General features: G+C 71.2%; 26 protein-coding genes. 12 read left to right on the top strand and 14 right to left on the bottom strand.

Features of this window, described 5'->3' with window-relative positions:
• Window positions 1-21: 21 nt before the first annotated feature.
• From EUA93_RS10690 to EUA93_RS10665, 6 genes are all read right to left on the bottom strand, one after another.
• Window positions 22-1,023, bottom strand: coding sequence for a hypothetical protein (locus tag EUA93_RS10690; protein WP_129400123.1), 1,002 nt, complete (start codon window positions 1,021-1,023; stop codon window positions 22-24).
• 41 nt (window positions 1,024-1,064) lie between these two features.
• Window positions 1,065-1,841, bottom strand: coding sequence for an SDR family NAD(P)-dependent oxidoreductase (locus EUA93_RS10685; protein ID WP_129400122.1), 777 nt, complete (start codon window positions 1,839-1,841; stop codon window positions 1,065-1,067).
• 65 nt (window positions 1,842-1,906) lie between these two features.
• Window positions 1,907-2,698, bottom strand: coding sequence for a diaminopimelate epimerase (dapF, locus tag EUA93_RS10680; RefSeq protein WP_129400121.1), 792 nt, complete (start codon window positions 2,696-2,698; stop codon window positions 1,907-1,909).
• 28 nt (window positions 2,699-2,726) lie between these two features.
• Window positions 2,727-4,580: a gamma-glutamyltransferase gene (gene ggt / locus EUA93_RS10675; RefSeq protein WP_129400120.1), complete on the bottom strand. Its 1,854-nt coding sequence runs from the start codon at window positions 4,578-4,580 to the stop codon at window positions 2,727-2,729.
• An 80-nt stretch (window positions 4,581-4,660) separates the two neighbouring features.
• The gene (locus tag EUA93_RS10670) at window positions 4,661-5,182 is read right to left on the bottom strand and encodes a dihydrofolate reductase family protein (protein WP_129400119.1); all 522 of its coding nucleotides are present in this window, start codon (window positions 5,180-5,182) and stop codon (window positions 4,661-4,663) included.
• A gap of 52 nt (window positions 5,183-5,234) precedes the next feature.
• The gene (locus EUA93_RS10665; protein WP_165355126.1) at window positions 5,235-5,810 is read right to left on the bottom strand and encodes a TetR/AcrR family transcriptional regulator; all 576 of its coding nucleotides are present in this window, start codon (window positions 5,808-5,810) and stop codon (window positions 5,235-5,237) included.
• 76 nt (window positions 5,811-5,886) lie between these two features.
• Between EUA93_RS10665 and EUA93_RS10660 the strand changes: the two genes are divergently transcribed.
• Window positions 5,887-6,513, top strand: a complete 627-nt coding sequence (locus tag EUA93_RS10660) for an NAD(P)H-dependent oxidoreductase (RefSeq protein WP_165355125.1) — start codon at window positions 5,887-5,889, stop codon at window positions 6,511-6,513.
• Here the strand turns inward: EUA93_RS10660 and miaA are convergent.
• Window positions 6,494-7,417 (bottom strand): tRNA (adenosine(37)-N6)-dimethylallyltransferase MiaA, encoded by a 924-nt coding sequence (miaA, locus tag EUA93_RS10655; RefSeq protein ID WP_129400116.1) that lies wholly within the window; start codon window positions 7,415-7,417, stop codon window positions 6,494-6,496. The genes EUA93_RS10660 and miaA overlap by 20 nt on opposite strands.
• Window positions 7,418-7,505: 88 nt before the next feature.
• Between miaA and EUA93_RS10650 the strand changes: the two genes are divergently transcribed.
• From EUA93_RS10650 to EUA93_RS10635, 4 genes are all read left to right on the top strand, one after another.
• On the top strand, window positions 7,506-7,727 hold the full coding sequence (locus EUA93_RS10650; protein ID WP_129400115.1) for an antitoxin: 222 nt from the start codon (window positions 7,506-7,508) through the stop codon (window positions 7,725-7,727).
• Window positions 7,728-7,745: 18 nt separating this feature from the next.
• Complete coding sequence (locus EUA93_RS10645) at window positions 7,746-8,204, top strand: NUDIX hydrolase (RefSeq protein WP_129400114.1); 459 nt, start codon at window positions 7,746-7,748, stop codon at window positions 8,202-8,204.
• A gap of 48 nt (window positions 8,205-8,252) precedes the next feature.
• On the top strand, window positions 8,253-8,546 hold the full coding sequence (locus tag EUA93_RS10640) for a hypothetical protein (protein ID WP_129400113.1): 294 nt from the start codon (window positions 8,253-8,255) through the stop codon (window positions 8,544-8,546).
• 172 nt (window positions 8,547-8,718) lie between these two features.
• Window positions 8,719-9,681 (top strand): type IV toxin-antitoxin system AbiEi family antitoxin domain-containing protein, encoded by a 963-nt coding sequence (locus EUA93_RS10635; protein ID WP_129400112.1) that lies wholly within the window; start codon window positions 8,719-8,721, stop codon window positions 9,679-9,681.
• Window positions 9,682-9,827: 146 nt separating this feature from the next.
• On the opposite strand, the gene miaB is transcribed toward EUA93_RS10635, so the two are convergent.
• Window positions 9,828-11,342, bottom strand: a complete 1,515-nt coding sequence (gene miaB / locus EUA93_RS10630; protein ID WP_129400111.1) for a tRNA (N6-isopentenyl adenosine(37)-C2)-methylthiotransferase MiaB — start codon at window positions 11,340-11,342, stop codon at window positions 9,828-9,830.
• A gap of 370 nt (window positions 11,343-11,712) precedes the next feature.
• Here miaB and EUA93_RS10625 point away from each other — a divergent pair, with 370 nt between their 5' ends.
• From EUA93_RS10625 to EUA93_RS10600, 6 genes are all read left to right on the top strand, one after another.
• The gene (locus EUA93_RS10625; RefSeq protein WP_129400110.1) at window positions 11,713-12,867 is read left to right on the top strand and encodes a glycoside hydrolase family 16 protein; all 1,155 of its coding nucleotides are present in this window, start codon (window positions 11,713-11,715) and stop codon (window positions 12,865-12,867) included.
• 56 nt (window positions 12,868-12,923) lie between these two features.
• Window positions 12,924-13,421 carry a 2'-5' RNA ligase family protein gene (locus EUA93_RS10620; protein WP_129400109.1) on the top strand — a complete coding sequence of 166 codons (498 nt, stop codon included), beginning with the start codon at window positions 12,924-12,926 and terminating at the stop codon, window positions 13,419-13,421.
• Between the two features lie 59 nt (window positions 13,422-13,480).
• On the top strand, window positions 13,481-14,257 hold the full coding sequence (locus tag EUA93_RS10615; protein WP_129400108.1) for an amino acid ABC transporter ATP-binding protein: 777 nt from the start codon (window positions 13,481-13,483) through the stop codon (window positions 14,255-14,257).
• An 82-nt stretch (window positions 14,258-14,339) separates the two neighbouring features.
• Window positions 14,340-15,230, top strand: coding sequence for a glutamate ABC transporter substrate-binding protein (locus EUA93_RS10610; protein ID WP_129400107.1), 891 nt, complete (start codon window positions 14,340-14,342; stop codon window positions 15,228-15,230).
• Window positions 15,231-15,311: 81 nt separating this feature from the next.
• Window positions 15,312-16,001, top strand: a complete 690-nt coding sequence (locus tag EUA93_RS10605; protein ID WP_129400106.1) for an amino acid ABC transporter permease — start codon at window positions 15,312-15,314, stop codon at window positions 15,999-16,001.
• Window positions 15,998-16,861 carry an amino acid ABC transporter permease gene (locus EUA93_RS10600; protein ID WP_129400105.1) on the top strand — a complete coding sequence of 288 codons (864 nt, stop codon included), beginning with the start codon at window positions 15,998-16,000 and terminating at the stop codon, window positions 16,859-16,861. Before EUA93_RS10605 ends, EUA93_RS10600 begins: the two co-directional genes overlap by 4 nt.
• Here the strand turns inward: EUA93_RS10600 and EUA93_RS10595 are convergent.
• The 3 genes from EUA93_RS10595 to EUA93_RS10585 all read right to left on the bottom strand — a co-directional run bounded on the left by EUA93_RS10595 (window position 16,858) and on the right by EUA93_RS10585 (window position 18,593).
• Window positions 16,858-17,331, bottom strand: coding sequence for a hotdog fold domain-containing protein (locus tag EUA93_RS10595; protein ID WP_129400104.1), 474 nt, complete (start codon window positions 17,329-17,331; stop codon window positions 16,858-16,860). The two genes, EUA93_RS10600 and EUA93_RS10595, sit on opposite strands and share 4 nt — an antisense overlap.
• An 81-nt stretch (window positions 17,332-17,412) precedes the next feature.
• On the bottom strand, window positions 17,413-17,796 hold the full coding sequence (locus EUA93_RS10590; protein WP_129400103.1) for a VOC family protein: 384 nt from the start codon (window positions 17,794-17,796) through the stop codon (window positions 17,413-17,415).
• Entirely contained in the window at window positions 17,793-18,593 is an 801-nt protein-coding gene (locus EUA93_RS10585) for a trans-aconitate 2-methyltransferase (protein WP_129400102.1), read from the bottom strand. The genes EUA93_RS10590 and EUA93_RS10585 overlap by 4 nt, the downstream gene beginning before the upstream one ends.
• A 100-nt stretch (window positions 18,594-18,693) precedes the next feature.
• Here EUA93_RS10585 and EUA93_RS10580 point away from each other — a divergent pair, with 100 nt between their 5' ends.
• On the top strand, window positions 18,694-19,179 hold the full coding sequence (locus tag EUA93_RS10580; RefSeq protein ID WP_129400101.1) for a MarR family winged helix-turn-helix transcriptional regulator: 486 nt from the start codon (window positions 18,694-18,696) through the stop codon (window positions 19,177-19,179).
• A 47-nt stretch (window positions 19,180-19,226) separates the two neighbouring features.
• Here the strand turns inward: EUA93_RS10580 and EUA93_RS10575 are convergent, their stop codons facing one another.
• The 3 genes from EUA93_RS10575 to EUA93_RS10565 form a co-directional block, all read right to left on the bottom strand.
• Entirely contained in the window at window positions 19,227-21,050 is a 1,824-nt protein-coding gene (locus EUA93_RS10575; RefSeq protein WP_129400100.1) for an ABC-F family ATP-binding cassette domain-containing protein, read from the bottom strand.
• Window positions 21,051-21,468: 418 nt separating this feature from the next.
• Window positions 21,469-23,028, bottom strand: a complete 1,560-nt coding sequence (locus EUA93_RS10570; RefSeq protein WP_129400099.1) for a flotillin family protein — start codon at window positions 23,026-23,028, stop codon at window positions 21,469-21,471.
• A 39-nt stretch (window positions 23,029-23,067) separates the two neighbouring features.
• Window positions 23,068-23,565 carry a hypothetical protein gene (locus tag EUA93_RS10565; protein ID WP_129400098.1) on the bottom strand — a complete coding sequence of 166 codons (498 nt, stop codon included), beginning with the start codon at window positions 23,563-23,565 and terminating at the stop codon, window positions 23,068-23,070.
• Between the last annotated feature and the right edge of the window lie 61 nt (window positions 23,566-23,626).

Raw genomic sequence — 23,626 nt, 5'->3', positions numbered from 1 at the left:
CCGGGCGGTCGGACGGGTGGCTCAGCGGGCCCTGACGCGCACGCTCCGGGACCGGTCGGTGCCGCAGAGCGGCTCGCCGGCGGACCCGACAGTGGCGTAGTAGCGACCCGACCTGCGCGGTGCCTTGGTGGCGTACGACCCGTTGCTGCGGGTGGTGACGACGAGCACCTTCCGGTCCTGCGCCCTGCGCTTCTGCCAGAGGGTCACCGCCACCTGGCTGCGGCAGCCGACCGCGACCGAGTCGACCTCTCCCCGGAGCCGCTCCTGCTTCGCGCGGTGGGACAGGTCGACGGTGCGCGGGTAGGCGCACGTCCCGGAGCACCCGGGCGTCGACGGGACCTCGGTGACCGGCGGCGGAGGAGGAGCAGGAGCGGTCCCCGGCGTCGGGTCGCACGCGTTGCCGACGCCGTCACCGTCCCAGTCGGTCTGGTCGGTGGTCGCGACCGACGGGCAGTTGTCCGCGCCCTCGACGACCCCGTCGCCGTCGGAGTCGCAGTCGGCAGTGGTGATGCGCAGCTCGACGCCGTGCGCGCGGAAGCCGGGAGTCGCCGTCTGCGTGACCTCCACCTGCCAGGCACCGCGCGCGGGCAGCTGGTCGTGCACGGCGAGCGGGGTCCGCGGCCGCACCGACCCGGTCGTCTGGTCCAGCTCGGGTGGGGCCGGGGCCTCGTCGTCGAACGTCAGGTCGTAGGTCGCGTACGAGCCCCCCGACCCGAAGCCCGAGCGGAAGAGGTCACCTCGGGCGAGGTGGGACAGGGTGATCGTGACCGGGCCGTTGGCGTCGTAGGACTGCCCGTAGATCCTGACGTCGACGTCGGTCACCCGCGCATCGGGACCGGTCCACGTGCCACGCGGGACGTCGACCGTGAAGACCTGCTCCTGCCCTCCACCGCCGGAGGTCGACACGAAGGTCTGCGTGCACGGCACCGCGGCGGCGTACGCCGACGGGCCGGCCGTGACGGCCGACACGAGGCCCGCGCCCAGCAGCACCAGCACGGCACCCGCTCGCGTCGTCGTCCCCATGACAGGTGGACTACCCCGCCGGTGCCGGGTGAAACGTCAGCTCACTTGGGAGGCATCCGGATGCCGCCGTCGACGCGGATCGTCTCGCCGTTCATGTAGGAGTTCGTCAGGCACTCCACGACCATGCTCGCGAGCTCGGCGGCGTGGCCGAGGCGCTTGGGGAAGAGCACGTTGGCACCGAGGTTGGCCTTGAACTCGTCGGGATCGGGGAACGCGTCGTAGATCGGGGTGTCGATCAGGCCCGGCGCGACCGTGTTGAGCCGGATGCCGGCCGCGGACAGGTCGCGGGCGACCGGGAGGGTCATGCCGACGACCCCTCCCTTGGAGGCGGAGTAGGACGCCTGGCCGATCTGGCCGTCGAAGGCGGCGACCGAGGCGAGGTTGACGATCGCGCCGCGCTGGCCGTCGGCGTCCGGCTCGTTGCGGCTCATCACCGTTGCGGCCTGGCGCGTCATGTCGAAGGTGCCGATCAGGTTGATCTCGACGACCTTGCGGAAGGCGTCGAGGTCGTGGGCCTGCTCCAGGAGGCCGTCGCGACCGATGGTGCGCTGGGCCCAGCCGATGCCGGCGGAGTTCACGCAGGCGCGCAGCGGCGCGATCTCGGCAGCGGCCTCCACGGCGGCGGCGACCTGCTCGGTCCTGGTCACGTCGACCGAGGCGAACACGCCGCCGATCTCGGCCGCCAGGGCCTCGCCCTTCTCGGCGTTGAGGTCGGCGACGACGACCACGGCGCCCTTGGCTGCGAGGGCGCGCGCGACCGCGGCGCCGATGCCGCTCGCGCCGCCGGTGACGATGGCGGTCGATCCGGTGATGTCCATGCTGGGGAGCGTAGATGAGCCGGGTGCGCAACCGTACGGCGACTGCTGCCGCAGGCGCACCCGCCTCAGAGGTCGGTCTGCCCCTGGGCCACGAGGACGGCCGGCCCGGTCATCAGGATCCGGTCGTCGTCGGTCCAGGTGACGTGGAGGGTGCCGCCGGGCACGTCGACGCGGTACGCGGTCCCGCGCGGGGCGCCGTCGGCGAGGGCGGTCGCGACCGCCACCGCGCATGCGCCCGTGCCGCAGGAGCGGGTCTCGCCGGCCCCTCGCTCGTGCACGCGCATCGCGACGTGGTGCTCGCCGCGGCGCACGACGAACTCGACGTTGACCCCGTCGGGGTAGACCGCCGGGTCGTGCTCCGGCGCCTCGAGCAGGTGGCCGGCGTCGTCGAGGTCGTCGACGAACGCCACGGCGTGCGGGTTGCCCATCGACACGTGCAGCGCGGCCCAGCCCCGGCCGTCGACCGACACCTTCGTCTCCCCCAGCACCTGCGGCGTACCCATGTCGGCGGTGAGCTCCTGACCGGCGCGGTCGAGGACCTTCACGCCGTCACGCGTGCCGATCCGCATCGGGAACGACTCGCCCTGGTGGTCGTGGAGGTAGCGCGCGAAGACCCTGATGCCGTTGCCGCACATCTCGCTGACGGAGCCGTCGGAGTTGCGGTAGTCCATGAACCAGCCGTCCCCGTCGCCCGCCCGCACGGCGCGCAGCACGCCGTCGGCGCCGATCCCGGCCCGCCGGTCGCACAGCGCGCGCACCCGCTCCGCCGGCAGGTCGCCGTGGACCGTGCCGTCGGGGTCGGGCAGGACCACGAAGTCGTTCTCGGTGCCGTGGCCCTTGAGGAAGGGATAGCTCACGCCTCCAGTGTGGCAGGCGCGCGGGTGGTCACTTCTTGTCGACCACCGCGGCCGAGCCCTTGCCGCGTCGGCTCGGCTCGGCGACCGCGGTCAGCAGCGACTTCGGCCCGAACTCGATCGCCGTGGCCGCCCCGATCTCCGCGGCGCTGGTGAAGGCGTCACCGGCCGGGGCGAGGGTGTGGCCCAGCGCGGTGAGCGCGGCACCGTAGGCGTCGATGAAGGCCGGCTCCGCGGTGACGCTCGCCGTGTTGCGCTGGCTCGCCCGGGGCGCGGCGATGGCCTCCTCGATCGTCATGCCGAGGTCGATCCGGTTCACGATCATCTGCAGCACGGTCGTGATGATCGTGGAGCCGCCGGGCGAGCCCAGGGCGAGGAACGGCTTGCCGTCCTTGAGGATGATCGTGGGCGACATGGAGCTGCGCGGGCGCTTGCCCGGCTGGATCCGGTTCGGGTCGGCGGCGTCGTACACCGTCGAGAAGTCAGTCAGCTCGTTGTTGAGCAGGAAGCCGTGGCCGGGGACGGTGATGCCCGAACCGCCGGTCTGCTCGATCGTGAGGGTGTACTCCACGACGTTGCCCCACTTGTCGGCGACGGTGAGGTTGGTCGTCGAGATGTTCTCGGTGTCCTGGTCGACGACACCCTGCTTGGGCGTGGTGCCACAGATGCCGTCGTACGACGTCACGTCACCCGCAGCGACGGGCTTGGTCGCCGCCCTGGTCTGGTCGAGCGAGCACGCGCGCTCGGCGGCGTACTTCTTGTCGAGCAGCCGCTTCACCGGGACGTCGACGTAGGCGGGGTCGCCGACGTACTTCCCGCGGTCGGCGAAGGCGAGCGCGCTGGCCTCGAGGTAGTGGTGCAGCGCGGCCTCGGTCGTCATCGCGGAGAGGTTGTAGCGCTCGAGGATGTCGAGCGCCTCGCCGATGGTCGTGCCGCCCGACGACGACGGGGCCATGCCGTAGACGTCGTGCCCGCGGTAGGTCGACCTCGTGGCCTTCTGAGAGCGGACCTTGTAGTCACGCAGGTCGCGCGGCGTGAGGTAGCCCTTCGGCACCGGCAGCTTCGTCTTCTTCGAGGTGCGCGGCTTGCGCACCACGTCGGACATCAGCCGGGCGAGCGGGCCGCGGTAGAAGGTGGAGATGCCCTTGTCGGCGATCAGGTCGTAGGTGTCGGCGAGCTCGGGGTTGCGGAAGATCGAGCCGACCTTGGGCGCGTCGCCCTTCGGGAGGAACAGCTTCTTGGTGTCGGGGAAGGCCATGAAGCGCACGAGGTTGTCGAGCGTCTGCTGGCGGAAGGTCGGGTCGACCTTGAAGCCGCGCCGCGCGACCTTGGTCGCCGGGGCGAGGGCGTCGCCGAGCGAGAGGGTGCCCCAGTTGGCCAGCGCCTTGTCCCAGGTGGCGAGCGTTCCGGGGGTGCCGACGCTCACGCCGCTGGTGACCAGGTCGGGGGTGAAGGTGTACGGCGCCCCGGTGGCGGGGTCGATGAACGCGTCCTGCGGCATCTTGTTCGGCGCGGTCTCGCGGCCGTCGAGCGTGCGGACCTTGCCGGACTTGGCGTTGTAGTAGACGAAGTAGCCGCCGCCGCCGATGCCCGCGCTGTAGGGCTCGGTGACGCCGAGCGTCGCGGCCGCTGCCACGGCAGCGTCGACCGCGTTGCCGCCGGCCTTGAGCACGTTGAGCCCGGCGGCCGTCGCCTCGGGGTCGACGGTGGTGACCGCGCCGCCCTTGCCGATGGCGGTCGGCTTCTTGGCCGTCGGCCGGGCGACCGTGTCGGCGGCGTTCGCGGCTGCCCCGGCTCCGGGGCTGGCCGCGGTCGGGGTGGCGACGACGAGGCCGGCGAGGACACCGGTGACGGCGAGTGCGGCGATGGGGGTGCGGAGCTGCATGTTCGGTCCTCCCGAGAACGATGGGGTCCGTCCACCCTGCCGCCCGCGGGCCCCGCTGTCCACGACCGTCGGGAGGTGTCTCAGCGCACGACCGTGTAGCGACCGCACATGAAGTCGCGGTTGCGGGCGACCTCCTCGAGGCGCAGGTCGATGGCGCGCGGCAGCACCGGCGCGCCGGCGCCGAGGGTGCAGGGGGCGTACTGGACCCACACCTCGTCGAGCAGGCCGAGGTCGGCGAACTGGCCGACCAGCTCGCCGCCGCCCACGAGCCACACGTCCTCGTCCCCCGCGACCTCGACCGCCTGCGCGTGGACCTCGGCGATCGGCGCGTCCGTGAACGTCGTACCGGCCAGGGGTGCGAAGTCGCGGTGCGTCATCACGAAGTTGGGCAGCGTGCCCCAGGGCTGGTCGCTGTCGTCGTGGTCGAGGACCCACTGGCAGGTCGTCGCGCCCATGATGCTCGCCCCGATCTGCTTGCGGAACGTGGCGTAGTGCATCGGTCCGGCCTCGTCGATGTCGCGCGAGAGCAGCCAGTCGAGGGAGTGGTCCGGGGTCGCGATGAAGCCGTCGAGGGAGCTTGCGGTGTAGTAGATGGTCGCCATGCGGCCAGCGTCGCAGCGATCGGCCCTCGCGCGCTTGATTGAAATTGCTCGGCTACCGGACCAGGGCGTGGATGGCGGGCTCGGCCGCCTCGAGCGGGAGGTGGCCGAGGGTGATGAGCTGCGCCATCCCGTGGACCGTCGACCAGAGCGCCGCCGACAGCGCCATCGGGTCCCGCCCCTCGAAGCCCGGCTCCGTGACGAGCTGGGTGACCAGCCCGCCCAGCAGCTGCTCGTTGCGGGCGATCAGGGCGGCCATGTCCGAGGACGGGTCGTCGACCCCGCAGTAGTCCGGATCGAAGACGAGCGCGAAGCCCTGCGGGTGCGCAGCGGCGTAGCGCACGTAGGCCAGCCCCAGGGCCCGGACCTTCGCCACGGTCCCGTCGGCGGCCTCGGCCGCCGCCTCCTGGGCCGCGAGCAGGTCCGCCATCCCCCGCACGCCGAGGGCACCGAGGAGCGCGGCCCGGTCGCCGAAGTGGTGGTAGGGCGCGTTGTGGCTGACGCCGGCACGACGCGCGACCTCGCGCAGGCTGATCTTCGCCGCGGAGGTGGTCTCGAGCAGGTCGAGGGCTGCGTCCTCGAGGGCGGCCTGGAGATTGCCGTGGTGGTAGCCGCTCGCAGATCTTGACATGAGCAACATCCTACTCCAATGTGGACGTTGTCCAGATTCTTGTCACTGTCCAGATTCTCGCGAACGGAGCTCTCCCATGGCACACGTCCTCGTCATCGACGCCCACCCCGACGCCCAGTCCCTCACCGCGCAGCTGGCCGCGTCCTACGCCGCCGGCGCCGGCGACCACGCGGTCACGCTCGCGCTGCGCGACCTCGACTTCGACCTCACCCTCCGTACCGGCTACCGCACCCCGCAGCACCTCGAGCCGGACCTCGCCCGCGCCCAGGAGCTGCTCGAGTGGGCCGAGCACGTCGCGGTCTTCACCCCGGTGTGGTGGGGCTCGGTGCCGGCGCTGCTCAAGGGCTTCTTCGACCGCACGCTCGAGCGCGGCTGGGCCTTCCGCTACCGGGAGAACGGCATGCCCGAGGGGCTCCTCGCCGGGCGCACCGGCCGACTGGCCGTCACGTCGGACTCGCCCCGCTGGTACCTCCCGCTGGTCGGGGACACGACCGTGAAGCAGGTGCGCGGCCGGACCATGGAGTTCTGCGGGATCAAGCCGACGAGGCTGACCCGGTACGCCGACGTGCGCGGCCGCAGCGAGGAGCAGCTCGCCGCCTGGGTGCGCGAGGCGGCCGACCTGGGTGCGGCAGACGCCGCGCGACCGGGCCGGCCGGACCGCCTCGCGGGCGAGCGACGCGAGCTCACCGCTGCTGGTCGCTGAGCCCCGCGACCGCCTCGACCGCCCTCGCCACGCGGTCGGGGTCGTCGTGGGCCACCCAGACGATGCGCGGGTCCTTGCGGAACCAGGAGTCCTGGCGGCGCGCGAAGCGGCGGGTCGCGGCCTTGGTCTGCTCGATCGCCTCGGCCAGCGACCGGTCGCCGGCGAGGTGGGCGAGCACCTCGCGGTAGCCGATCGCCCGGTGCGCGGTGCGGCCGTTCTGGAGCCCCCTGGCCACCAGGGCCTCCACCTCCTCGACGAGCCCGCCCGCGAACATCTCCTCGACCCGCTGCTCGATGCGCGCGTCGAGGGTCGGCCGGTCGATGTCGACACCGACCTGCACGGTCAGCGGGTCGGCGTACTCCAGCTGCGGGAGGCTCGCGCTGTAGGGCCGGCCGGTGAGGGCCACGACCTCCAGTGCTCGTACGACGCGGCGCCCGTTGTCGGGCAGGATCGCCGCGGCCGCCTCGGGGTCGAGGCCCCGCAGGCGCTCGTGCAGGGCGTGGCCGCCGACCTCCTCGAGCTCGGCCTCGAGCTCGGCGCGCAGCGACTCGTCGGTGCCGGGGAACTCGAAGCGGTCGACGATCGCGCGGGTGTAGAGGGCGGATCCGCCGACGAGGACCGGCACGCGGTCGCGCTCACGGATGCCCGCGATCACCCCGCGGGCGAGGCCCTGGAACTCGGCGACCGTGGACGGCTCGGTGACCTCCAGGAGGTCGAGCAGGTGGTGCGGGATGCCGCGGCGCTCGGAGGCGGGGAGCTTCGCGGTGCCGACGTCCATGCCGCGGTAAACCTGCATCGCGTCGGTGTTGACCACCTCGCCGCCGAGCCGCTCGGCGAGGTCGAGGGAGAGCCCGGTCTTGCCCGACGCCGTGGCCCCGACGAGGGCGACGATCGGCTGGGGCATGGGCACATTGTCCATGTCTGGATAGGATTTTGGTCGTCGGAGTCACCGTCCCGCGGGGGCGGACCGGCATCCCTCGAGGAGGCAGCACATGTCGTTCCTGGACAAGGCCAAGGACAAGCTCACCAAGGCGGTCGACGACCACGGCGACACGATCGCCGACGGCATCGACAAGGCCGGCGCGTTCGCCAACGAGAAGACCGGCGGCAAGCACGCCGACAAGATCGACCAGGCCACCGGCAAGGCGCGCGACGCGCTCGACAAGCTGGACGGCAAGGACGACGACATCCCGCCGGCCACCCCGGCTCCCTGAGTTCATAGAGTCGGTCGGGTGAGCTTCGCACTCGTCCCGGCTTCCTACGTCTACCTGCTGCGGGGCTCGGGCCCCGACACCGAGGTGCTGCTGCAGCTGCGCCAGGGCACGCCGTACATGTCCGGGCACTGGGCGGCCGCAGCCGCCGGCCACGTCGAGCGGGGCGAGACGGCGTACGACGCTGCGCACCGCGAGGCGGCCGAGGAGCTCGGCGTGGGCGACGTCGACCTCGAGTTCGCCTTCACGATGCAGCGCACCGCGCACGCCGACGCGATCGACGAGCGGGTCGACTGGTTCTTCACCGCGCGCTCGTGGAGCGGCGAGCCGCGGATCATGGAGCCGCAGAAGTGCGCCTCGATCGAGTGGTTCCCCCTGTCGTCGCTCCCGACGCCGATGGTCCCGCACGAGGCGTACGCCCTCTCGCAGCTCGGGTCGGGGACGGCGTACCTCACCTTCGGCTGGTCTCCCCCGGCCTGACCCGCCCGGGGGGTGGTCTCGGCTGGCGCCGGAGGGCAGGATCGAGGGATGAGCGACGAGCACCTGCCCCCGATGCCCACCCCGTCCACCGAGGACCCCCAGCTCGTCCCGGGCGGAGTCGACGCCGACGCGCTGCACTCCGACACCGCCGACGAGGGCCTCGGGCGCGACCTGAGCCCCGACGACAACCCCGCCGTCGACGAGGTGCTGCCCGACGAGGTGGCCGAGCCCGACGACAAGACGCAGGAGCCCTCCGGCGAGGACGACGCGGAGTCCGGCACGACCGACTCCCCCTCCGCCGGCCAGGAGGCCGAGGACGGGTCGCCCGAGCCTCCGGCCTGAGGTCTCGCTTCCCGGCTCCCGCGTGAGGGCGGTCACCGGATATCCGGTGACCGCTCCGGGAGTGCGGTCCTGGTGACGCGACATCCACGTCAGGACGACCGCACTGGCCGTCATCCACAGCCCGGCCCGTACCCGTGGCGGCCGGGTGGCGCCCTGTCGCACGATCGTCCGCATGCCCGAACTCGAGTACGACGACCTGCTGGGGCTCCAGTCGGGCGTCATCACGCGTCGGCAGCTGGTCGACCTCGGCGCCGCTCCACACGACCTCGAACGGTTGCTGCGCAAGCGCGAGCTGGTCCGGGTCCACGACGGCGTGTTCGTCGACCACACCGGGGAGCGCACGTGGCTGCAACGCGCGTGGGTCGGCGTGCTCATCGCCTGGCCGGCGGCGCTCGCCGCCGACAGCGCGATCCGCGCCGAGGACGGTCCGGGACGGTCGGGCCGTGACGACTCGAGGATCCACGTCGCGGTCGACCGAGACCGCAGGGTGCGGCTTCCCCGGGGATACCGGCTGCACCGGATGTCCGGCCTGGACGAGAAGGTCAGGTGGAACGCCAGTCCGCCGCGGGTCCGGATCGAGGAGGCGCTGGTCGATCTCTCCTCGAAGGCGCGCGACGACTTCGCTGCGATCTCCGTCCTGGCCGATGCGATCCAGGCCCGCCGCACGACGGCGGCGCGCATCCGTGAGCGCCTCGACGACCGCGCTCGCCTGCCGCGGCGCGACTTCCTCCGCGGCGTCCTGAGGGACATCGACCGCGGGACGTGCTCGGTCCTCGAGCACGGCTACCTCACCCGGGTCGAGGCGCCGCACGGCATCCCGGTCGCGCGCCGCCAGCTCCGCGACTCGTCCAACGGCCCGCTCTACCGCGACGTGGCCTACGTCGACTTCGACCAGCTGGTCGAGCTCGACGGCCGTCTCTGGCACGACGGTGCCACCCAGCGCGACGCCGACCTCGAACGGGACCTCGATGCTGCGGTCGACCGGCTCAACACCGTCCGGGTGGGGTGGGGCCAGGTGTTCGAGCGCCCGTGCGCGACCGCGGCGCGGATCGGCGTACTCCTCGAGGCCCGGGGGTGGACCGGTCGCGCGAGGTCCTGCCCGGACTGCCGCGACGGCCTCCCGCTCGCCAGTTGAGGCCAGCGCGGTCCTGGTGACGTGGATGTCACGTCACCACGACCGCACAGGGGAAGGAGTCACCGGATATCCGGTGACCGCCCGCAGAGCGGCGAGGACCGCGCGGGGAACGCAGAGGCGCAGAGGACCCCAGCCCGAGGACGCGCTCAGCCGCAGGCAGGCGCGGGCGGGAGCGGAGCCGGTACGCCGACCGAGGGCATGCCGAGGCCGACGGACGAGGCGGCGGGGGGCGAGGACGTACGCCGCTCCCAGGCGTCGCCGGCGCGGGTGCGGCGTACGGACTGGATCGCGCCGTCGGCGACGAGGTGGTGGGGCGCGGCGTAGGTGATCTCGACGGTCACCATGTCGCCGGGACGCACCGAGTCGGCGGACACGGCGGAGAAGTCGGCGGCGAAGTGGACGAGCCGGTTGTCGGGCGCGCGGCCCGACAGGCGGTGGGTCTCGGTGTCCTTGCGGCCCTGGCCCTCGGCGACCATCAGCTCGACGGTCCGGCCCACCAGGGTCTTGTTCTCCGCCCAGGCGATCTCGTCGACGACCTCGGCGAGCCGCAGGTAGCGGTCCTTCACGACCTCCGGGGAGATCTGGTCGTCGAGCACGGCGGCCGGCGTCCCGGGGCGCTTGGAGTACTGGAAGGTGAAGGCCGAGGAGAAGCGGGCGGCCCGGACGACGTCGAGCGTGGCCTGGAAGTCCTCCTCGGTCTCGCCCGGGAAGCCGACGATGATGTCGGTGGTGATCGCGGCGTCGGGGATCGCGGCGCGCACGCGCTCGATGATCCCGAGGTACTTCGACTGGCGGTAGGAGCGGCGCATGTCGCGCAGCACCTTGTCGGACCCCGACTGCAGGGGCATGTGCAGAGACGGCATCACGTTGGGCGTCTCGGCCATCGCCTCGATGACGTCGTCGGTGAACTCGGCCGGGTGGGGTGAGGTGAACCGGACCCGCTCGAGGCCCTCGATCGCGCCGCACGCGCGCAGCAGCTTGGAGAACGCCTGGCGGTCGCCGAACTCCACGCCGTAGGCGTTGACGTTCTGCCCCAGCAGGGTCACCTCGGTGACGCCCTCGGCGACGAGGGCCTCGACCTCGGCGAGGATCTCGCCCGGCCGGCGGTCCTTCTCCTTGCCCCGCAGCGCGGGGACGATGCAGAAGGTGCACGTGTTGTTGCACCCGACCGACACCGACACCCAGGCGGCGTACGCCGACTCCCGCTTGGTCGGCAGCGTCGAGGGGAAGACCGAGAGGGACTCCAGGATCTCGACCTGGGCCTCCTCCTGCACCCGTGCGCGCTCCAGGAGCACCGGCAGCGAGCCGATGTTGTGGGTGCCGAAGACGACGTCGACCCACGGCGCCCGCGTCGTGATCGTGTCGCGGTCCTTCTGCGCCAGGCAGCCGCCGACGGCGATCTGCATGCCCGGGGTGACGGCCTTGACCGAGGCCAGCTGGCCCAGGTTGCCGTAGAGCTTGTTGTCGGCGTTCTCGCGGACCGCGCAGGTGTTGAAGACGACGACGTCGGCCTGCTCGGCGGAGCCGGCGCGGACGTAGCCGGCCTCCTCCAGCAGACCGCTGAGCCGCTCGGAGTCGTGCACGTTCATCTGGCAGCCGTGCGTCTTCACCTCGTAGGTGCGCGCATCGGTCACGGCAGCGGTTTCGGCGGTGGAGGTCATGGCGCACCCAGCGTACGGCGCTCGCGCGAGGCCGCGGGAATCGAGTTGACCGGGTCGGACCACGGATTCCGTGGTCCGAGAGACCCCGGTCGGACCATGGCGGTCTAGTCCATAAGGGTTGTTACGTAGTCCATTCGAGTAGTTAGGAACAGACTCGCGGGCCTTTTGACACAGCAACCCCTCAAGATCCTCTTGTTGATCCACAAACCGGTAACAACGAGAACTTCAGGATCCGGGGCCTGAGCTCGCTGAAACCCCGTCAGACCCGGGAGAAGCCATGACGCACGGATGCGCAGTGGACCGTCACAACACCGCACGGATCGCGGTCTCCACCTTGATCGGGCTGGTTGTTACCGTGCTGTTGCTCAGCATGTTCTCCTCCAGCGCCCACGCTTCCGCGAAGCCCGGTCACAAGGGTCGCCAGATCGCCGTCAAGGGCACGCTCGCCTCGCTCCCGCCGATCGTGCAGCCCGGCGCCTCCGCCGCCGCCCCGCAGAACACCGGCAGCATCCTCGCCACCTTCACCCCGGCCAGCCCCGGCCAGAAGGTCACGCTCGAGCGGAAGACCGCCAAGGGCTGGAAGCCGTACGCCACCGCGACCGAGGACGCCTGGGGCTCCGCGGCCTTCGCGCCGCGCCGCGGCACCTACCGCGCCTACACCACCTCCGACGGCCGCATGTGGGTCACCGGCACCGTGACCACCGAGCGCTGGGCCCCGGAGTTCGAGGACACCTTCTCCGGCGCCGGCCTCGACCCCGCCGTCTGGAACGACCAGAAGCGCGAGCACGAGAGCGTCTACGCCCCCCGCACCTGCGCCCGCACCGACCCCGCCGCCCGCCGCGTCCAGGACGGCGTCCTCCACCTCGGCGTCGCGGCCGACCCGCAGTACGCCGGCCAGACCTGCGACTACGTCAACAAGGGCGTCCCCGGCCAGAGCACGTACATGATCAACAGCCAGGTCGCCACGGAGTACACCCGCTCCTTCCGCCACGGCATCGTCGCCGCCCGCATGAAGCCCCAGCGCGCCAAGGGCATGCACTCCGGCTTCTGGCTGCTGCCCCAGGGCACGGAGTACGTCGACGGCCAGCCCGCCGGCGGCACCGAGATCGACGTGATGGAGTTCTTCGGCGAGAACGGCCGGGGCACCGAGACCATCGGCTCGCACGTCCACTACTACGAGGCCAACTGGAGCAAGGTCAGCCTCGGCGACTACTTCCCCACCGCACGCCGCGCGCTGACCTCCGGCAAGGACTGGTGGGACGAGTTCCACGTCTTCTCCGTCGAGTGGACTCCCCGCGAGTACATCTTCCGCGTCGACGGCCGCGAGTACTACCGCGAGTCGAAGGCCGTCTCGCAGGTCCCCCAGTACCTCGTCTTCTCGAACCTCACCTCGGACTACGAGCTCAAGAACCTCTCCGCGGACAACTTCGGCGAGACCGCGCAGGTCGACTGGGTGCGGGTCTTCGACGCCACCTCCCGCGCCTCGTCCAAGGTCACCCTGGGCCGCAAGGTCGCCCGCTCGTGACCGCCCAGCGCACGACCGCCAGCCGGGCCCTCCTCCCCACGCCTAGGCTCGCGGGCATGCCCCGTCTGCACGCGCTGGAGCTGGTCCCCGACGAGGCCGGCTGCGACGTCGTACGCCGTGACTGGCAGGCGCTGCGCGACGCAGGCCTGCCGTCCCAGCTCGACCACCGCGGCGCCACCAACAGCCCGCACCTCACGCTCGCATCGACCCCGGTGATCGGTGACGCCGTGCGCCGGCGCGCCGCCGACCTGCTCGCCGAGCACGTGCCGGCAGGAGTGCGTACGTCCGGGATCGCGCTGCTGGGCGGTGAGCGGGTCACCCTCGTCCGGCTCGTCACCGTGCCCGACGCGCTCACCCGCGCCGTGCTCGACGTGCGCGCCACGATGCCCTCGGTGGAGCACCTCGGCTGGCTCCCGCACATCACCCTGGCGCGTCGGCTGGACCGCTCGGACGTGGCCCGCGCGATGTCGGCCATCGCCCGCGAGGACGTCTCACTGACCCTCTCCGCGGTGCGCCACTGGGATCCCGACGCCGGAATCGTCACCACTTTGTAACAGCCCGTTGTGACCATGCTCAATGGCCCTTCGGGGTGACCTGCCGATAGGTTCCCCCTATGACCGCGCAGGAAACGGCCCCCGTCAGTGCCGGCCGGGGTGAGCCCCTCGTCGTGCTGAGCGGAGTCCAGAAGCACTTCGGACAGCTGCACGCCCTCAAGGACATCGAGCTCACCGTCAAGCGCGGGGAGGTCGTCGTGGTGATCGGACCCTCGGGCTCCGGCAAGTCGACGCTCTGCCGCACCATCAACCGCCTCGAGACCATCGACGAGGGCTCGATCACCCTCGACGGCAAGGACCTCCCCCAGGAGGGCAAGGCGCTCGCCGCGCTGCGCGCCGAGGTCGGCATGGTCTTCCAGAGCTTCAACCTCTTCGCCCACAAGACGATCCTGGAGAACGTCACCCTCGGCCCCATCAAGGTCCGCGGGGTCGCCAAGGCCGAGGCGGAGAAGAAGGCGCGCGAGCTCCTGGACCGCGTCGGCGTCGGCCACCAGGCCGAGAAGTACCCCGCCCAGCTCTCCGGCGGCCAGCAGCAGCGCGTGGCCATCGCCCGCGCCCTGGCCATGGAGCCGAAGGTGATGCTCTTCGACGAGCCGACCTCCGCGCTCGACCCGGAGATGATCAAGGAGGTCCTCGACGTGATGGTCTCCCTCGCCGAGCAGGGCATGACCATGGTCGTGGTCACCCACGAGATGGGCTTCGCCCGCACCGCCGCGCACCGCGTCGTCTTCATGGCCGACGGCGCGATCGTCGAGGAGAACACCCCGGAGGAGTTCTTCACCAACCCCGGCTCGGACCGCGCGAAGGACTTCCTCGGGAAGATCCTCAAGCACTGAGCCCCCTGTCTCGGGAACACCGCACCACCCCATCCCCAGAAACCCCAGACGGCCTCGGGCCGCCAACCGAAGGAGAGCAAGGATGAGATTCACCAGGACCAAGGCGATCATCGCCACGGCGGGATTGGCCCTGTCGCTCGCCGCCTGCGGCGACGCCGGAGGCGACGACAGCGAGGGCGCCGACGTCGACGTGGCCGAGGGCGCAGCCGACAGCTTCGACGACGGCACCGCCATGAAGGAGCTCGCCGACGCGGGCTCGATCACGATCGGCGTGAAGTACGACCAGCCGGGCATCGGCTTCAAGGGCGCCACCGACGACGCGCCCGTGGGCTTCGACCCGCAGATCGGCGAGATCCTCGCGGCGTCGCTCGGCATCGCGGCCGACGACATCACGTGGAAGGAGACCATCTCCGACAACCGTGAGCCCTTCCTCCAGGAGGGCGAGGTCGACCTCGTCATCGCGTCGTACTCCATCACCGACGAGCGTCGCGCGGTCGTCGGCCAGGCCGGCCCCTACTACGTCACCGGCCAGCAGCTCCTGGTCGCCGCGGACAGCGACATCGACAGCCTCGAGGACGTCAAGGGCAAGGAGGTCTGCTCGGTCACGGGCTCGACCTCGCTCGACAACATCCAGGCCGAGGGTGCGAAGCCCCGCGGCTTCGACACCTACTCCGAGTGCGTCGACCAGGTGCTCAGCGGCACCGTCGACGCGATGACCACCGACGGCGCGATCCTGCTCGGCTACGCCGCGGAGAACCCCGACGAGCTCAAGGTCGTCGTGGACCCGTTCTCCGAGGAGCGCTACGGCGTGGGCTACAGCCTCGACCGCCCGGAGATGTGCCAGTGGATAGTCGACACCCTCACCACCGCCGAGGAGGACGGTGACTGGGACGCAGCCTTCGAGGCCACGCTCGGCCAGTCCGGTGTGGACACCCCCGAGCCGCCGGCGATGGACGAGTGCCCGGCCGCCTGACGCACGACGACATCTGATCCATCCTGATAGGACGCCGGCGGGCCGAGGCCCGCCGGCGTCCGGCAGAGAGGAGCCCGCCGCATGGAAGCGGTGTTCTCGAACTTCGACGACTACCTGAAGGCCTTCGGCCTGACGATCGGACTGTTCGTGGTCTCCGGCGTCGCGTCGCTCGTCTGGGGCACCGTCCTGGCAGTGCTCCGCGTCGGTCCCGTCTCGGTCCTCAACAAGGCCGCGGCGGTCTACGTCACCCTGTTCCGCAACACGCCGCTGCTCATGATCTTCATATTCATGGCGATCGCGATGCCGAAGCTGGGCTACAACTTCAAGTTCGTCGAGGACGTGGAGATCGGCGGCTACAACATCTCCGCCTTCTTCGTCCGCGCGACCATCGCGCTGACCCTCTACACCTCGGCGTTCGTGTGCGAGGCGATGCGATCAGGCGTCAACGCCGTGCCGATCGGCCAGGCCGAGGCCGGCCGCGCGATCGGGCTCACCTTCTCGCAGTCCATGCGGCTGATCGTCCTCCCCCAGGCGTCTCGCGCCATCATCCCGCCGATGACCAGCGTGCAGATCGCGCTGCTCAAGAACACCTCGATCGCTGCCGCCTTCGGCATCGCCGAGGCGACCGCGACCATGCGCGGGCTCACCAACGGCAACGCGGACCAGCGGATCGGGATCTTCCTCGCCTTCGCGATCGGCTACGTCGTCGTGGTGGAGGTCATCTCCTTCTCGTCCCTCCTCGTCGAGCGAAAGGTGCGGGTGGCCCGATGAGCGCATCAGTCCTGTTCGACGCCCCGGGCCCGAAGACCGTCGCCCGCCATCGCATCTACACGGTCGTGAGCCTGCTGGCCGTCCTTGCGGTCGTTGCCTTCGCCGTCTGGACCCTCTACGACGAGGGCCAGCTCGCGTACGCCTACTGGGAGCCGTTCGTCACCCCGGACTACGTGCGGTTCATCCTCGTCGACGGCTTGCTGGAAACGCTCAAGATGGCGTTCTTCTCCGTCATCTTCGCCGTGGTCATCGGCCTCGTCTTCGGTGTCGGCAAGCTCTCCGACCACGCCTGGGTCCGCTGGCCGGCCTGGCTCTTCGTGGAGTTCTTCCGCGCGGTGCCCGTGCTCTTGCTGATGGTCTTCTCGTTCTTCCTGCTCTCCATCGGCGACGGGCCGCTCAGCTCCTTCTGGTGCGTGGTGATCGCGCTGACCCTCTACAACGGCTCGGTCCTCGCCGAGGTCTTCCGGGCAGGCATCAACGCAGTGCCGCAGGGGCAGGCCGAGGCGGCGTACGCCATCGGCATGCGCAAGACGCAGGTGATGACCTCGGTCCTGCTCCCGCAGGCCGTCAAGATCATGCTCCCGACGATCATCAGCCAGATGGTGGTGGCGCTGAAGGACACCAGCCTCGGCTACTACATCCTCGCTCCCGGCCTGACGGCTGTCGGCAAGCCGATCTACCTCGAGTTCCGCAACCAGGTGCAGGTGGCGATCGTGATCACCGCGATCTACATCATCGTCAACCTGCTGCTGACGTTCCTCGCGACGATGCTGCAGAAGAGGCTGGTGGGCGAGAAGAAGATGCTCGACGTCCCGATGGTCGGCGACGCGCAGACCGGGCGCGCCAGCGGGGGCATCTAGCGCTTCCGGGCGGTCACCCAGAGCCCGATCTCGCCCTCGATGACAGTCGTGCCGTCCGCACGCACGCCGCGGACGCGCACGGGGAGGTCGTACCCCTCACCGATCTCGCCGGTCCACTGCTCGGGGTCGGTCTCGGCGATGCACGTGATGTCCGAGGTCGCCTTGGCGGTGTAGGCGACCTCCATGCCCTTCGGGATCCAGCGCCGGTCCCGCGGGATCGTCGACTCCGCCAGCGCCCCCATCGCGGCCTCGAGGCCGTTGCACAGCGCGATCGCGTGCACGGTGCCGAGGTGGTTGTGCACGCCCCGTCGCTTGGGGATCACCAGCTCGGCGCGGTTGGGCTCGATCACGGTGAACCGCGGCCGGATGGTCGCGAAGTACGGTGCCTTCTGGCTGAAGGCGATCGAGAAGATCCGGTGGCCGAACGGCAGCGCCGAGGTCTTCTTCCAGAGGTCCAGGACGGCAGGCATGGACCTGAGGTTACCAGCGGGTAACTGATATCTGGGGACGAACTGGTAGGCGGATTCGTGGCCGGACCACCCACATCGTCCCTAGGTACCAGCAGACTGCAGGACCTCGACCCGGTTGCCGTGGGCGTCGAAGGAGTGGAACCGGACGAACCCGGGGAACGACGTCCGCTGGCTCTCGTCGACCTCAAACCCGAGCCCCCGCAGCCGCTGCGCCGTGCCGGCCAGGTCGCCGACGACGAAGGCCGGGTGCGCCTTCCTCGCCGGGGAGAACGGGTCCTCGACGCCGACGTGCAGCTCGGCCGCGACGGCACCCGAGTCGTCGTACGCCCGGAACCAGCACCCACCGCGCGCGACCAGGTCGGCCGGCTTCTCGACCTCGACCATGCCGAGGCCGTCGGCGTAGAACCGGCGCGCCCCGTCCTCGCCTCCGGGCGGACAGGCGACCTGGACGTGGTGCAGCCTCACGCGGTCGTCCTCGCGGGCTTGCGGGCCACGACGAAGATCCGGCGGAAGGGCAGGACGACCCGTCCGGCGGAGTCGGCGGGGTACGCCTCGCGCAGCCGGGCCTTGAACTCCTCCTCGAACCGCGGGCGGAGGTCGTCGGGCAGCGCCTGGAGCGTCGGGCGCGCGCCGGTGCCGGAGACCCAGGTGAAGACCGGGTCGTCACCGGTGAGGACGTGGAGGTACGTCGTCTCCCACGCGTCGACCTCGCAGCCGAGGTCGAGAAGGAGGCGGGCGTAGTCGGCCGGCCCGTGGCTCGTCGGGACGCGGGCGTCACGGGTGAACTCGGCGTAGGGCTCCTGCGCGGCGAGCTCGGTGCGGGTGGTGTGGCTGGGCTCGTCGAAGTTGCCGGGGACCTGGAAGGCGAACCAGCCGCCGGGCGCGACGCGGTCGAGCAGGCCGGGCAGGAGGTCGAGGTGCTCGGGCAGCCACTGGAGGGTCGCGTTGGACACGAGCACGTCGATGGGCGCGCGGAGCGCGAGCGGGTCGGGGGTGGCCCACGTGCGGAGGTCGTCGACCTGCCACGCGATGCCGTCGATCGCGCTGGCCTTCTCGATCATCTCCGGGCTGCTGTCGACGCCGGCGACCCTCGCGTCGGGCCACCGCTCCTTCAGCAGGCGGGTGAGGTTGCCGGGGCCGCACCCGAGGTCGACGACCGTCGCGGGAGCGTCGGCGTCGATCCGGCCGATCAGGTCGACGAACGGGCGCCCGCGCTCGTCGGCGTACTGCAGGTAGCGGTCGGGGTCCCAGGTGTGTGCCATCGGTTCATCCTCGCAGTCGAAGTATCTTGATGTCGAGATACATTCACCTTCGCCGACATTCGTCTTGATGTCAAGATTCTCGATCTGGCAAGATGTCGGCATGCGCGACGAGGTGGACGACCTGGTCGAGGCCTGGGGCCGCGAACGCGGCGACCTGGACCTCGCCCCCGTCGAGGTGTTCTCGCGCATCAGCCGGCTCGCGCGCCACCTCGACCTCGCGCGTCGCGACGCCTTCACCGCGCACGGCATCGAGTCGTGGGAGTTCGACGTGCTGGCCGCGCTCCGCCGGGCCGGCCAGCCCTACGAGCTCTCCCCCGGCCGGCTGCTGCGCGAGACGCTCGTGACCAGTGGGACGATGACCAACCGGGTCGACCGGCTCACCGCGCGCGGCCTCGTCGAGCGCCTCCCCGACCCGCACGACCGGCGCGGGGTGCTGGTGCGGCTCACGATCGAGGGCAAGGCCGCCGTCGACGGAGCCTTCGAGGCGCTCCTCGCCGCCGAGGCCGACCTGCTCGCCGAGCTCCCCGACAAGCAGCGCACCCACCTCGCCGGGCTCCTGCGCTCGCTCCTCGCGCCCTTCAGCTGACGGCGGGCCGCTCCTGGGAGGGCTGGTCCGTCGAGAGACGGGCAGGCCTACTCGACGAGCTCCGAGGCCTCGAGCCACTGCATCTCGAGCTCCTCCTTCTCGGCCGCGAGCTCGCCCAGCTGGCCGCCGACGCGGGCGAGGAGGTCGTAGTCGCCGAGGTTGGCCCCCATCTCGGCCTGGAGCTCCGCCTCGCGTACGGCGATGCGCTCGAGCTGCTTCTCCACGCGGGCCAGGATCTTTCGAGCGGCTCGGTCCTCGGAGGACCCGGGCCGCGCCTTGGCCGCGGACGACGGCACCTCGGCCGCGACGGGCGCCACCACCTGCGAGGTGCCGCCACTCGAGGAGCCGCCACTCGAGGAGCCGAGCGAGGCGGAGTCGGCGGACGCGGCGCGCCGCTCGAGGTACTCCTCGACGCCCCGCGGCAGCATCGAGACCTTCCCGTCGCCGAGCAGCGCCCAGACGGAGTCGGTGACGCGCTCGAGGAAGTACCGGTCGTGCGAGACGACAACCAGCGTTCCGGGCCAGGAGTCGAGGAAGTCCTCGAGGACGTTGAGGGTGTCGATGTCGAGGTCGTTGGTCGGCTCGTCGAGGAGCAGCACGTTGGGCTCGGTCAGCAGCAGCTTGAGCAGCTGGAAGCGACGCCGCTCGCCACCGGACAGGTCGCCGAGCCGCGCGGTCAGCCGGTCGCCGGTGAAGCCGAACCGCTCCAGCAGCGAGGTCGCCGTGAGCTCCTGGCCGTCGAGGGTCTTGGTGACGCGCCGGATCGACTCGACGGTCGGCAGCACCCGTCCCTCGGGGTCGACGTCGTCGAGCGCCTGGGTGAGGTGCTGCATCTGGATCGTGCGTCCGTGCTTGACCTTGCCCACGTCGGGCGCCAGCGTGCCGGCGATCAGCGACAGCAGCGAGGTCTTGCCGGCCCCGTTGACGCCGACGATCCCGACCCGGTCGCCGGGTCCGATGCGCCACGTGGCGTGGTCGAGCAGCACCCGCTCGCCGCGTTTGAGGTCGACGTCCTCGATGTCGACGACGTCCTTGCCGAGCCGCTGGCTGGCGAAGCGCTGGAGCTCCATCCGGTCGCGCGGCGGGGGCACGTCCTCGATCAGGGCGTTGGCGGCGTCGATGCGGAACTTCGGCTTCGACGTACGCGCCGGGGCGCCGCGCCGCAGCCAGGCGAGCTCCTTGCGGGCGAGGTTCAGCCGGCGCGTCTCGGAGGCGGCGGCCTGACGCGTGCGCTCGGCCTTCGCGAGGACGTACGCCGCGTAGCCGCCCTCGTAGGAGTCGACCGCGCCGTCGTGGACCTCCCACGTGGTCTGGCAGACCGCGTCGAGGAACCACCGGTCGTGGGTCACCACGATCAGCGCGCTCGGCAGGCTGACGAGGTGGGCCGCCAACCAGGCGACGGCCTCGACGTCGAGGTGGTTGGTCGGCTCGTCGAGGATGACCAGCTCGTGGCGCGAGAGCAGCAGCGCCGCGAGGGCGCAGCGTCGGCGCTCACCGCCGGAGAGGCCGACCACGGCGCGGTCGAGCGCGATGCCCGCGAGCAGCTCCTCGACGACCTGCCGGGTCGTCGGGTCGGCGGCCCACTCGTGGTCCTCACGACCTCCGAGCACGGCCTCGCGCACGCTGTGGGTGTCGACGAGCTCGTCGCCCTGGTGGAGGTAGCCGATCTCGACGCCGCGGGTGCGCGAGACGCGACCCGCGTCCGGCTCCTCGATCCCGGCCATCACCTCGAGCAGCGTGGTCTTGCCGTCGCCGTTGCGGCCGACGATGCCGACGCGCTCGCCGACCGAGATGCCGAGCGAGACGGAGTCGAGCAGCGGCCGGACTCCGTAGGACTTCGAGACCCGCTCGAGGTTGATGAGGTTCGCCATGACCGGCCGATCCTCTCAGGTGGCACCCAGCGGGCGCGGATCGGCGTACGACCGGGGTGGAGCGGTGCGTGACCCACATCCTGCTGGCGCGCAAGGTGGCTGTGCCACCGCCCACCGGCGCGCCGTACGACGACACGCAGGCGAGCGGTGAGTGAGCCACGTCCCGGGCGCCGGGAATGTGGCTCACTCACCGCTCACGACATCAGCTCAGCGGCTCGCCCGAGGCCGGCGCCGGGGCGGACGGGGCGGGGGCGGATCGGCGTACGACCGGGGTGGAGCGGTGCGTGACCCACATCCTGCTGCCGCGCAAGGTGGGTGTGCCACCGCCCACCGGCGCGTCGTCCGACGACACGCAGGCCAGCGGTGAGTGAGCCACGTCCCGGGCGCCGGGAATGTGGCTCACTCACCGCTCACGACATCAGCTGAGCGGCTCGCCCGAGGCCGGCGCCGGGGCGGACGCGGCGGGCGCGGCCGCGGTGGACGAGCCGAGGGACGGCGCCTCGGTGCCGGCGTACTTCTGGATCAGCGACTCGACGTCGAGGCCGGTCGTGGTCTTCAACAGCTCCATCGTCTGGACGAAGTTGTTGGTGACCTGCTTGGGCAGCTCGCCGGCGCCGTCGGCGGAGATGACGGTGAGCTTGTCGATGCTGCCCATCGGGCGGGCGAGCTCGGCGGCGACCTTGGGCATGACCTCGATCAGCATCTGCAGGACGGCGGCCTCGTTGTAGCCGGCGAAGGCGGCGGCCTTCTTGTCCATTGCCTCTGCCTCGGCGTTTCCGGCGGCCAGGATCGCGGCGGCCTTGGCCTCGCCCTCCGCGCGGGTGGCGTCGGCCTCCGCGACTCGGCGGGCCTTCTCGGCCTCACCGCGCTTGGCACCCTCGATGGCCTCGGCCTCGGCGAGCGCCGAACGGCGCGACTTCTCGCCCTCACCGGTCAGGCGGGCCTTCTCGGCCTCCGCCTCGGCGTTGGCGATCGAGGAGGCCTTGCGGGCCTCGGCCTCGAGGATCTCCGAGCTGCGGCGACCCTGGGCCTCGGTCTCGACGCGGTAGCGCTCGGCGTCGGCGGGCTTGCGGACCTCGGTGTCGAGCTGGCGCTCCTTGAGCGCGGCCTGGCGCACGGCGACCTTCTCCTGCTCGAGCAGGATCGCCTGGTCGCGGTCGGCCTGGGCGAGCGGCCCGGCGGCGGACGCCTGCGCGTTGGCCGCGTCGGTCTCGGCCTTGATCTCCGCGCTCTTCAGCGCGAGCGCACGCTGGGTGATCGCGATCTCCTGCTCGGCGGCGATGCGCGCCTGCTCCGCGGCCTGGCGGGCGTTGGCCTCGGCGATGGAGGCGAGCTGGTTGAGCTTGGCGGCCTCGGGACGACCGAGGTCGGCGAGGTAGGAGCCGTCGTCGGTGATGTCCTGGATCTGGAAGGTGTCGAGCACGAGTCCCTGGCCGGTCAGCGACGACTCGGACTCCTCGGCGACGCGCTGGGCGAAGGCCGCGCGGTCACGGATGATCTGCTCGACCGACATCGAGCCGACGATGGAGCGCAGCGCACCGGCGAGCACCTCCTGGGTGAAGGTCTCGATCTCCTGCTGCTGGGACAGGAAGCGCTGACCCGCGGCGCGGATGGAGTCCTCGTTGCCGCCGACCTTCACCAGCGCGACGCCGTCGAGGTTGAGCTTGATGCCCTGGCCCGACACGGCGCCGCGGATTTGGACCGAGATCCGGCGCGAGGAGAGGTCGAGGGTCGCGAGCCGCTGGACGAACGGGATGACGAACACCCCGCCGCCCATGACGACCTTCTGGCCGGACAGGTCGGTGGAGATCTCGCCCGTCTCCGGGTTGCGCACCTCTCCCTTGCCCTTGCGCCCGGTGATGATGAACGACTCGTTGGGGCCGGCCACCTTGTAGCGGGTGGTGACCAGCAGCGCGAGCAGCACCACGAGGACGACGAGGCCGATCACCGAGGTGACGACCGGGGAGAGACCGAACATGGAGGCTCCTGGAAGTGGAAGTTGGGGAGTCGGAAAGGATCAGGGGAGGAAGAGGGGTTCGACCTGGACGGCCGTGGGCGAGATGACCTGGGTGACGCTCACCTGCGTGCCGGCTGGTACGGCGACGCTGGAGCGGGCGTTGAGCCGGGTGAGGTGGCCGCCGACGCTGATGGAGACGACGCCGAAGCCGTCCTCGGGGATCGCGCTGACGACGTTGCCGATCTTCTCGACCATGTCGGAGGTGCGGACGGTGTCGGTCTCGCCGTCACCGTGGAGGAACGCCGATGCCCGGGCGGCACTCCAGCCGAGGAGGACACCGAGCACGAGGCCGACCACGAGGGCGACGGACGTGGAGCCCGTGACCGACAGCGTGATCGCGCCGCCGAAGCCGAGCGCGCCGAGGAAGCCGGCGAGCGCCTCGGTCGAGAAGAAGCCCGCGCTCAGTCCCTCGAAGGCGCCGTCGAAGATGTCACCGACGACCAGCGCCACGAGCAGCAGCCCGACGCCGACGGCGCCGACCACCAGGAACACGGTCACGATGTCTCCCCCACATCATCGAGCGGCATGGATGCCGCGCACAACATAGCCGCACTCTTCC

The sequence above is a fragment of the Nocardioides oleivorans genome, assembly GCF_004137255.1.
GTDB lineage: Bacteria > Actinomycetota > Actinomycetes > Propionibacteriales > Nocardioidaceae > Nocardioides > Nocardioides oleivorans.
This window is presented reverse-complemented; position numbering and strand designations above follow the sequence as displayed.

Excerpts from the sequence above, each read along its gene's own strand:
- EUA93_RS10640 (WP_129400113.1), top strand. The coding sequence starts at position 8,253 with ATGAGCGACGAGCACCTGCCCCCGATGCCCACCCCGTCCACCGAGGAC.
- EUA93_RS10600 (WP_129400105.1), top strand. The coding sequence starts at position 15,998 with ATGAGCGCATCAGTCCTGTTCGACGCCCCGGGCCCGAAGACCGTCGCC.
- miaA (WP_129400116.1), bottom strand. The coding sequence starts at position 7,417 with ATGCCCCAGCCGATCGTCGCCCTCGTCGGGGCCACGGCGTCGGGCAAG.
- EUA93_RS10595 (WP_129400104.1), bottom strand. The coding sequence starts at position 17,331 with ATGCCTGCCGTCCTGGACCTCTGGAAGAAGACCTCGGCGCTGCCGTTC.
- EUA93_RS10690 (WP_129400123.1), bottom strand. The coding sequence starts at position 1,023 with ATGGGGACGACGACGCGAGCGGGTGCCGTGCTGGTGCTGCTGGGCGCG.
- EUA93_RS10635 (WP_129400112.1), top strand. The coding sequence starts at position 8,719 with ATGCCCGAACTCGAGTACGACGACCTGCTGGGGCTCCAGTCGGGCGTC.
- EUA93_RS10670 (WP_129400119.1), bottom strand. The coding sequence starts at position 5,182 with ATGGCGACCATCTACTACACCGCAAGCTCCCTCGACGGCTTCATCGCG.
- EUA93_RS10610 (WP_129400107.1), top strand. The coding sequence starts at position 14,340 with ATGAGATTCACCAGGACCAAGGCGATCATCGCCACGGCGGGATTGGCC.
- EUA93_RS10665 (WP_165355126.1), bottom strand. The coding sequence starts at position 5,810 with ATGTCAAGATCTGCGAGCGGCTACCACCACGGCAATCTCCAGGCCGCC.
- EUA93_RS10575 (WP_129400100.1), bottom strand. The coding sequence starts at position 21,050 with ATGGCGAACCTCATCAACCTCGAGCGGGTCTCGAAGTCCTACGGAGTC.
- miaB (WP_129400111.1), bottom strand. The coding sequence starts at position 11,342 with ATGACCTCCACCGCCGAAACCGCTGCCGTGACCGATGCGCGCACCTAC.
- EUA93_RS10580 (WP_129400101.1), top strand. The coding sequence starts at position 18,694 with ATGCGCGACGAGGTGGACGACCTGGTCGAGGCCTGGGGCCGCGAACGC.
- ggt (WP_129400120.1), bottom strand. The coding sequence starts at position 4,580 with ATGCAGCTCCGCACCCCCATCGCCGCACTCGCCGTCACCGGTGTCCTC.
- EUA93_RS10585 (WP_129400102.1), bottom strand. The coding sequence starts at position 18,593 with ATGGCACACACCTGGGACCCCGACCGCTACCTGCAGTACGCCGACGAG.
- EUA93_RS10605 (WP_129400106.1), top strand. The coding sequence starts at position 15,312 with ATGGAAGCGGTGTTCTCGAACTTCGACGACTACCTGAAGGCCTTCGGC.
- EUA93_RS10625 (WP_129400110.1), top strand. The coding sequence starts at position 11,713 with ATGTTCTCCTCCAGCGCCCACGCTTCCGCGAAGCCCGGTCACAAGGGT.
- EUA93_RS10660 (WP_165355125.1), top strand. The coding sequence starts at position 5,887 with ATGGCACACGTCCTCGTCATCGACGCCCACCCCGACGCCCAGTCCCTC.
- EUA93_RS10615 (WP_129400108.1), top strand. The coding sequence starts at position 13,481 with ATGACCGCGCAGGAAACGGCCCCCGTCAGTGCCGGCCGGGGTGAGCCC.
- EUA93_RS10620 (WP_129400109.1), top strand. The coding sequence starts at position 12,924 with ATGCCCCGTCTGCACGCGCTGGAGCTGGTCCCCGACGAGGCCGGCTGC.
- EUA93_RS10650 (WP_129400115.1), top strand. The coding sequence starts at position 7,506 with ATGTCGTTCCTGGACAAGGCCAAGGACAAGCTCACCAAGGCGGTCGAC.
- EUA93_RS10685 (WP_129400122.1), bottom strand. The coding sequence starts at position 1,841 with ATGGACATCACCGGATCGACCGCCATCGTCACCGGCGGCGCGAGCGGC.
- EUA93_RS10570 (WP_129400099.1), bottom strand. The coding sequence starts at position 23,028 with ATGTTCGGTCTCTCCCCGGTCGTCACCTCGGTGATCGGCCTCGTCGTC.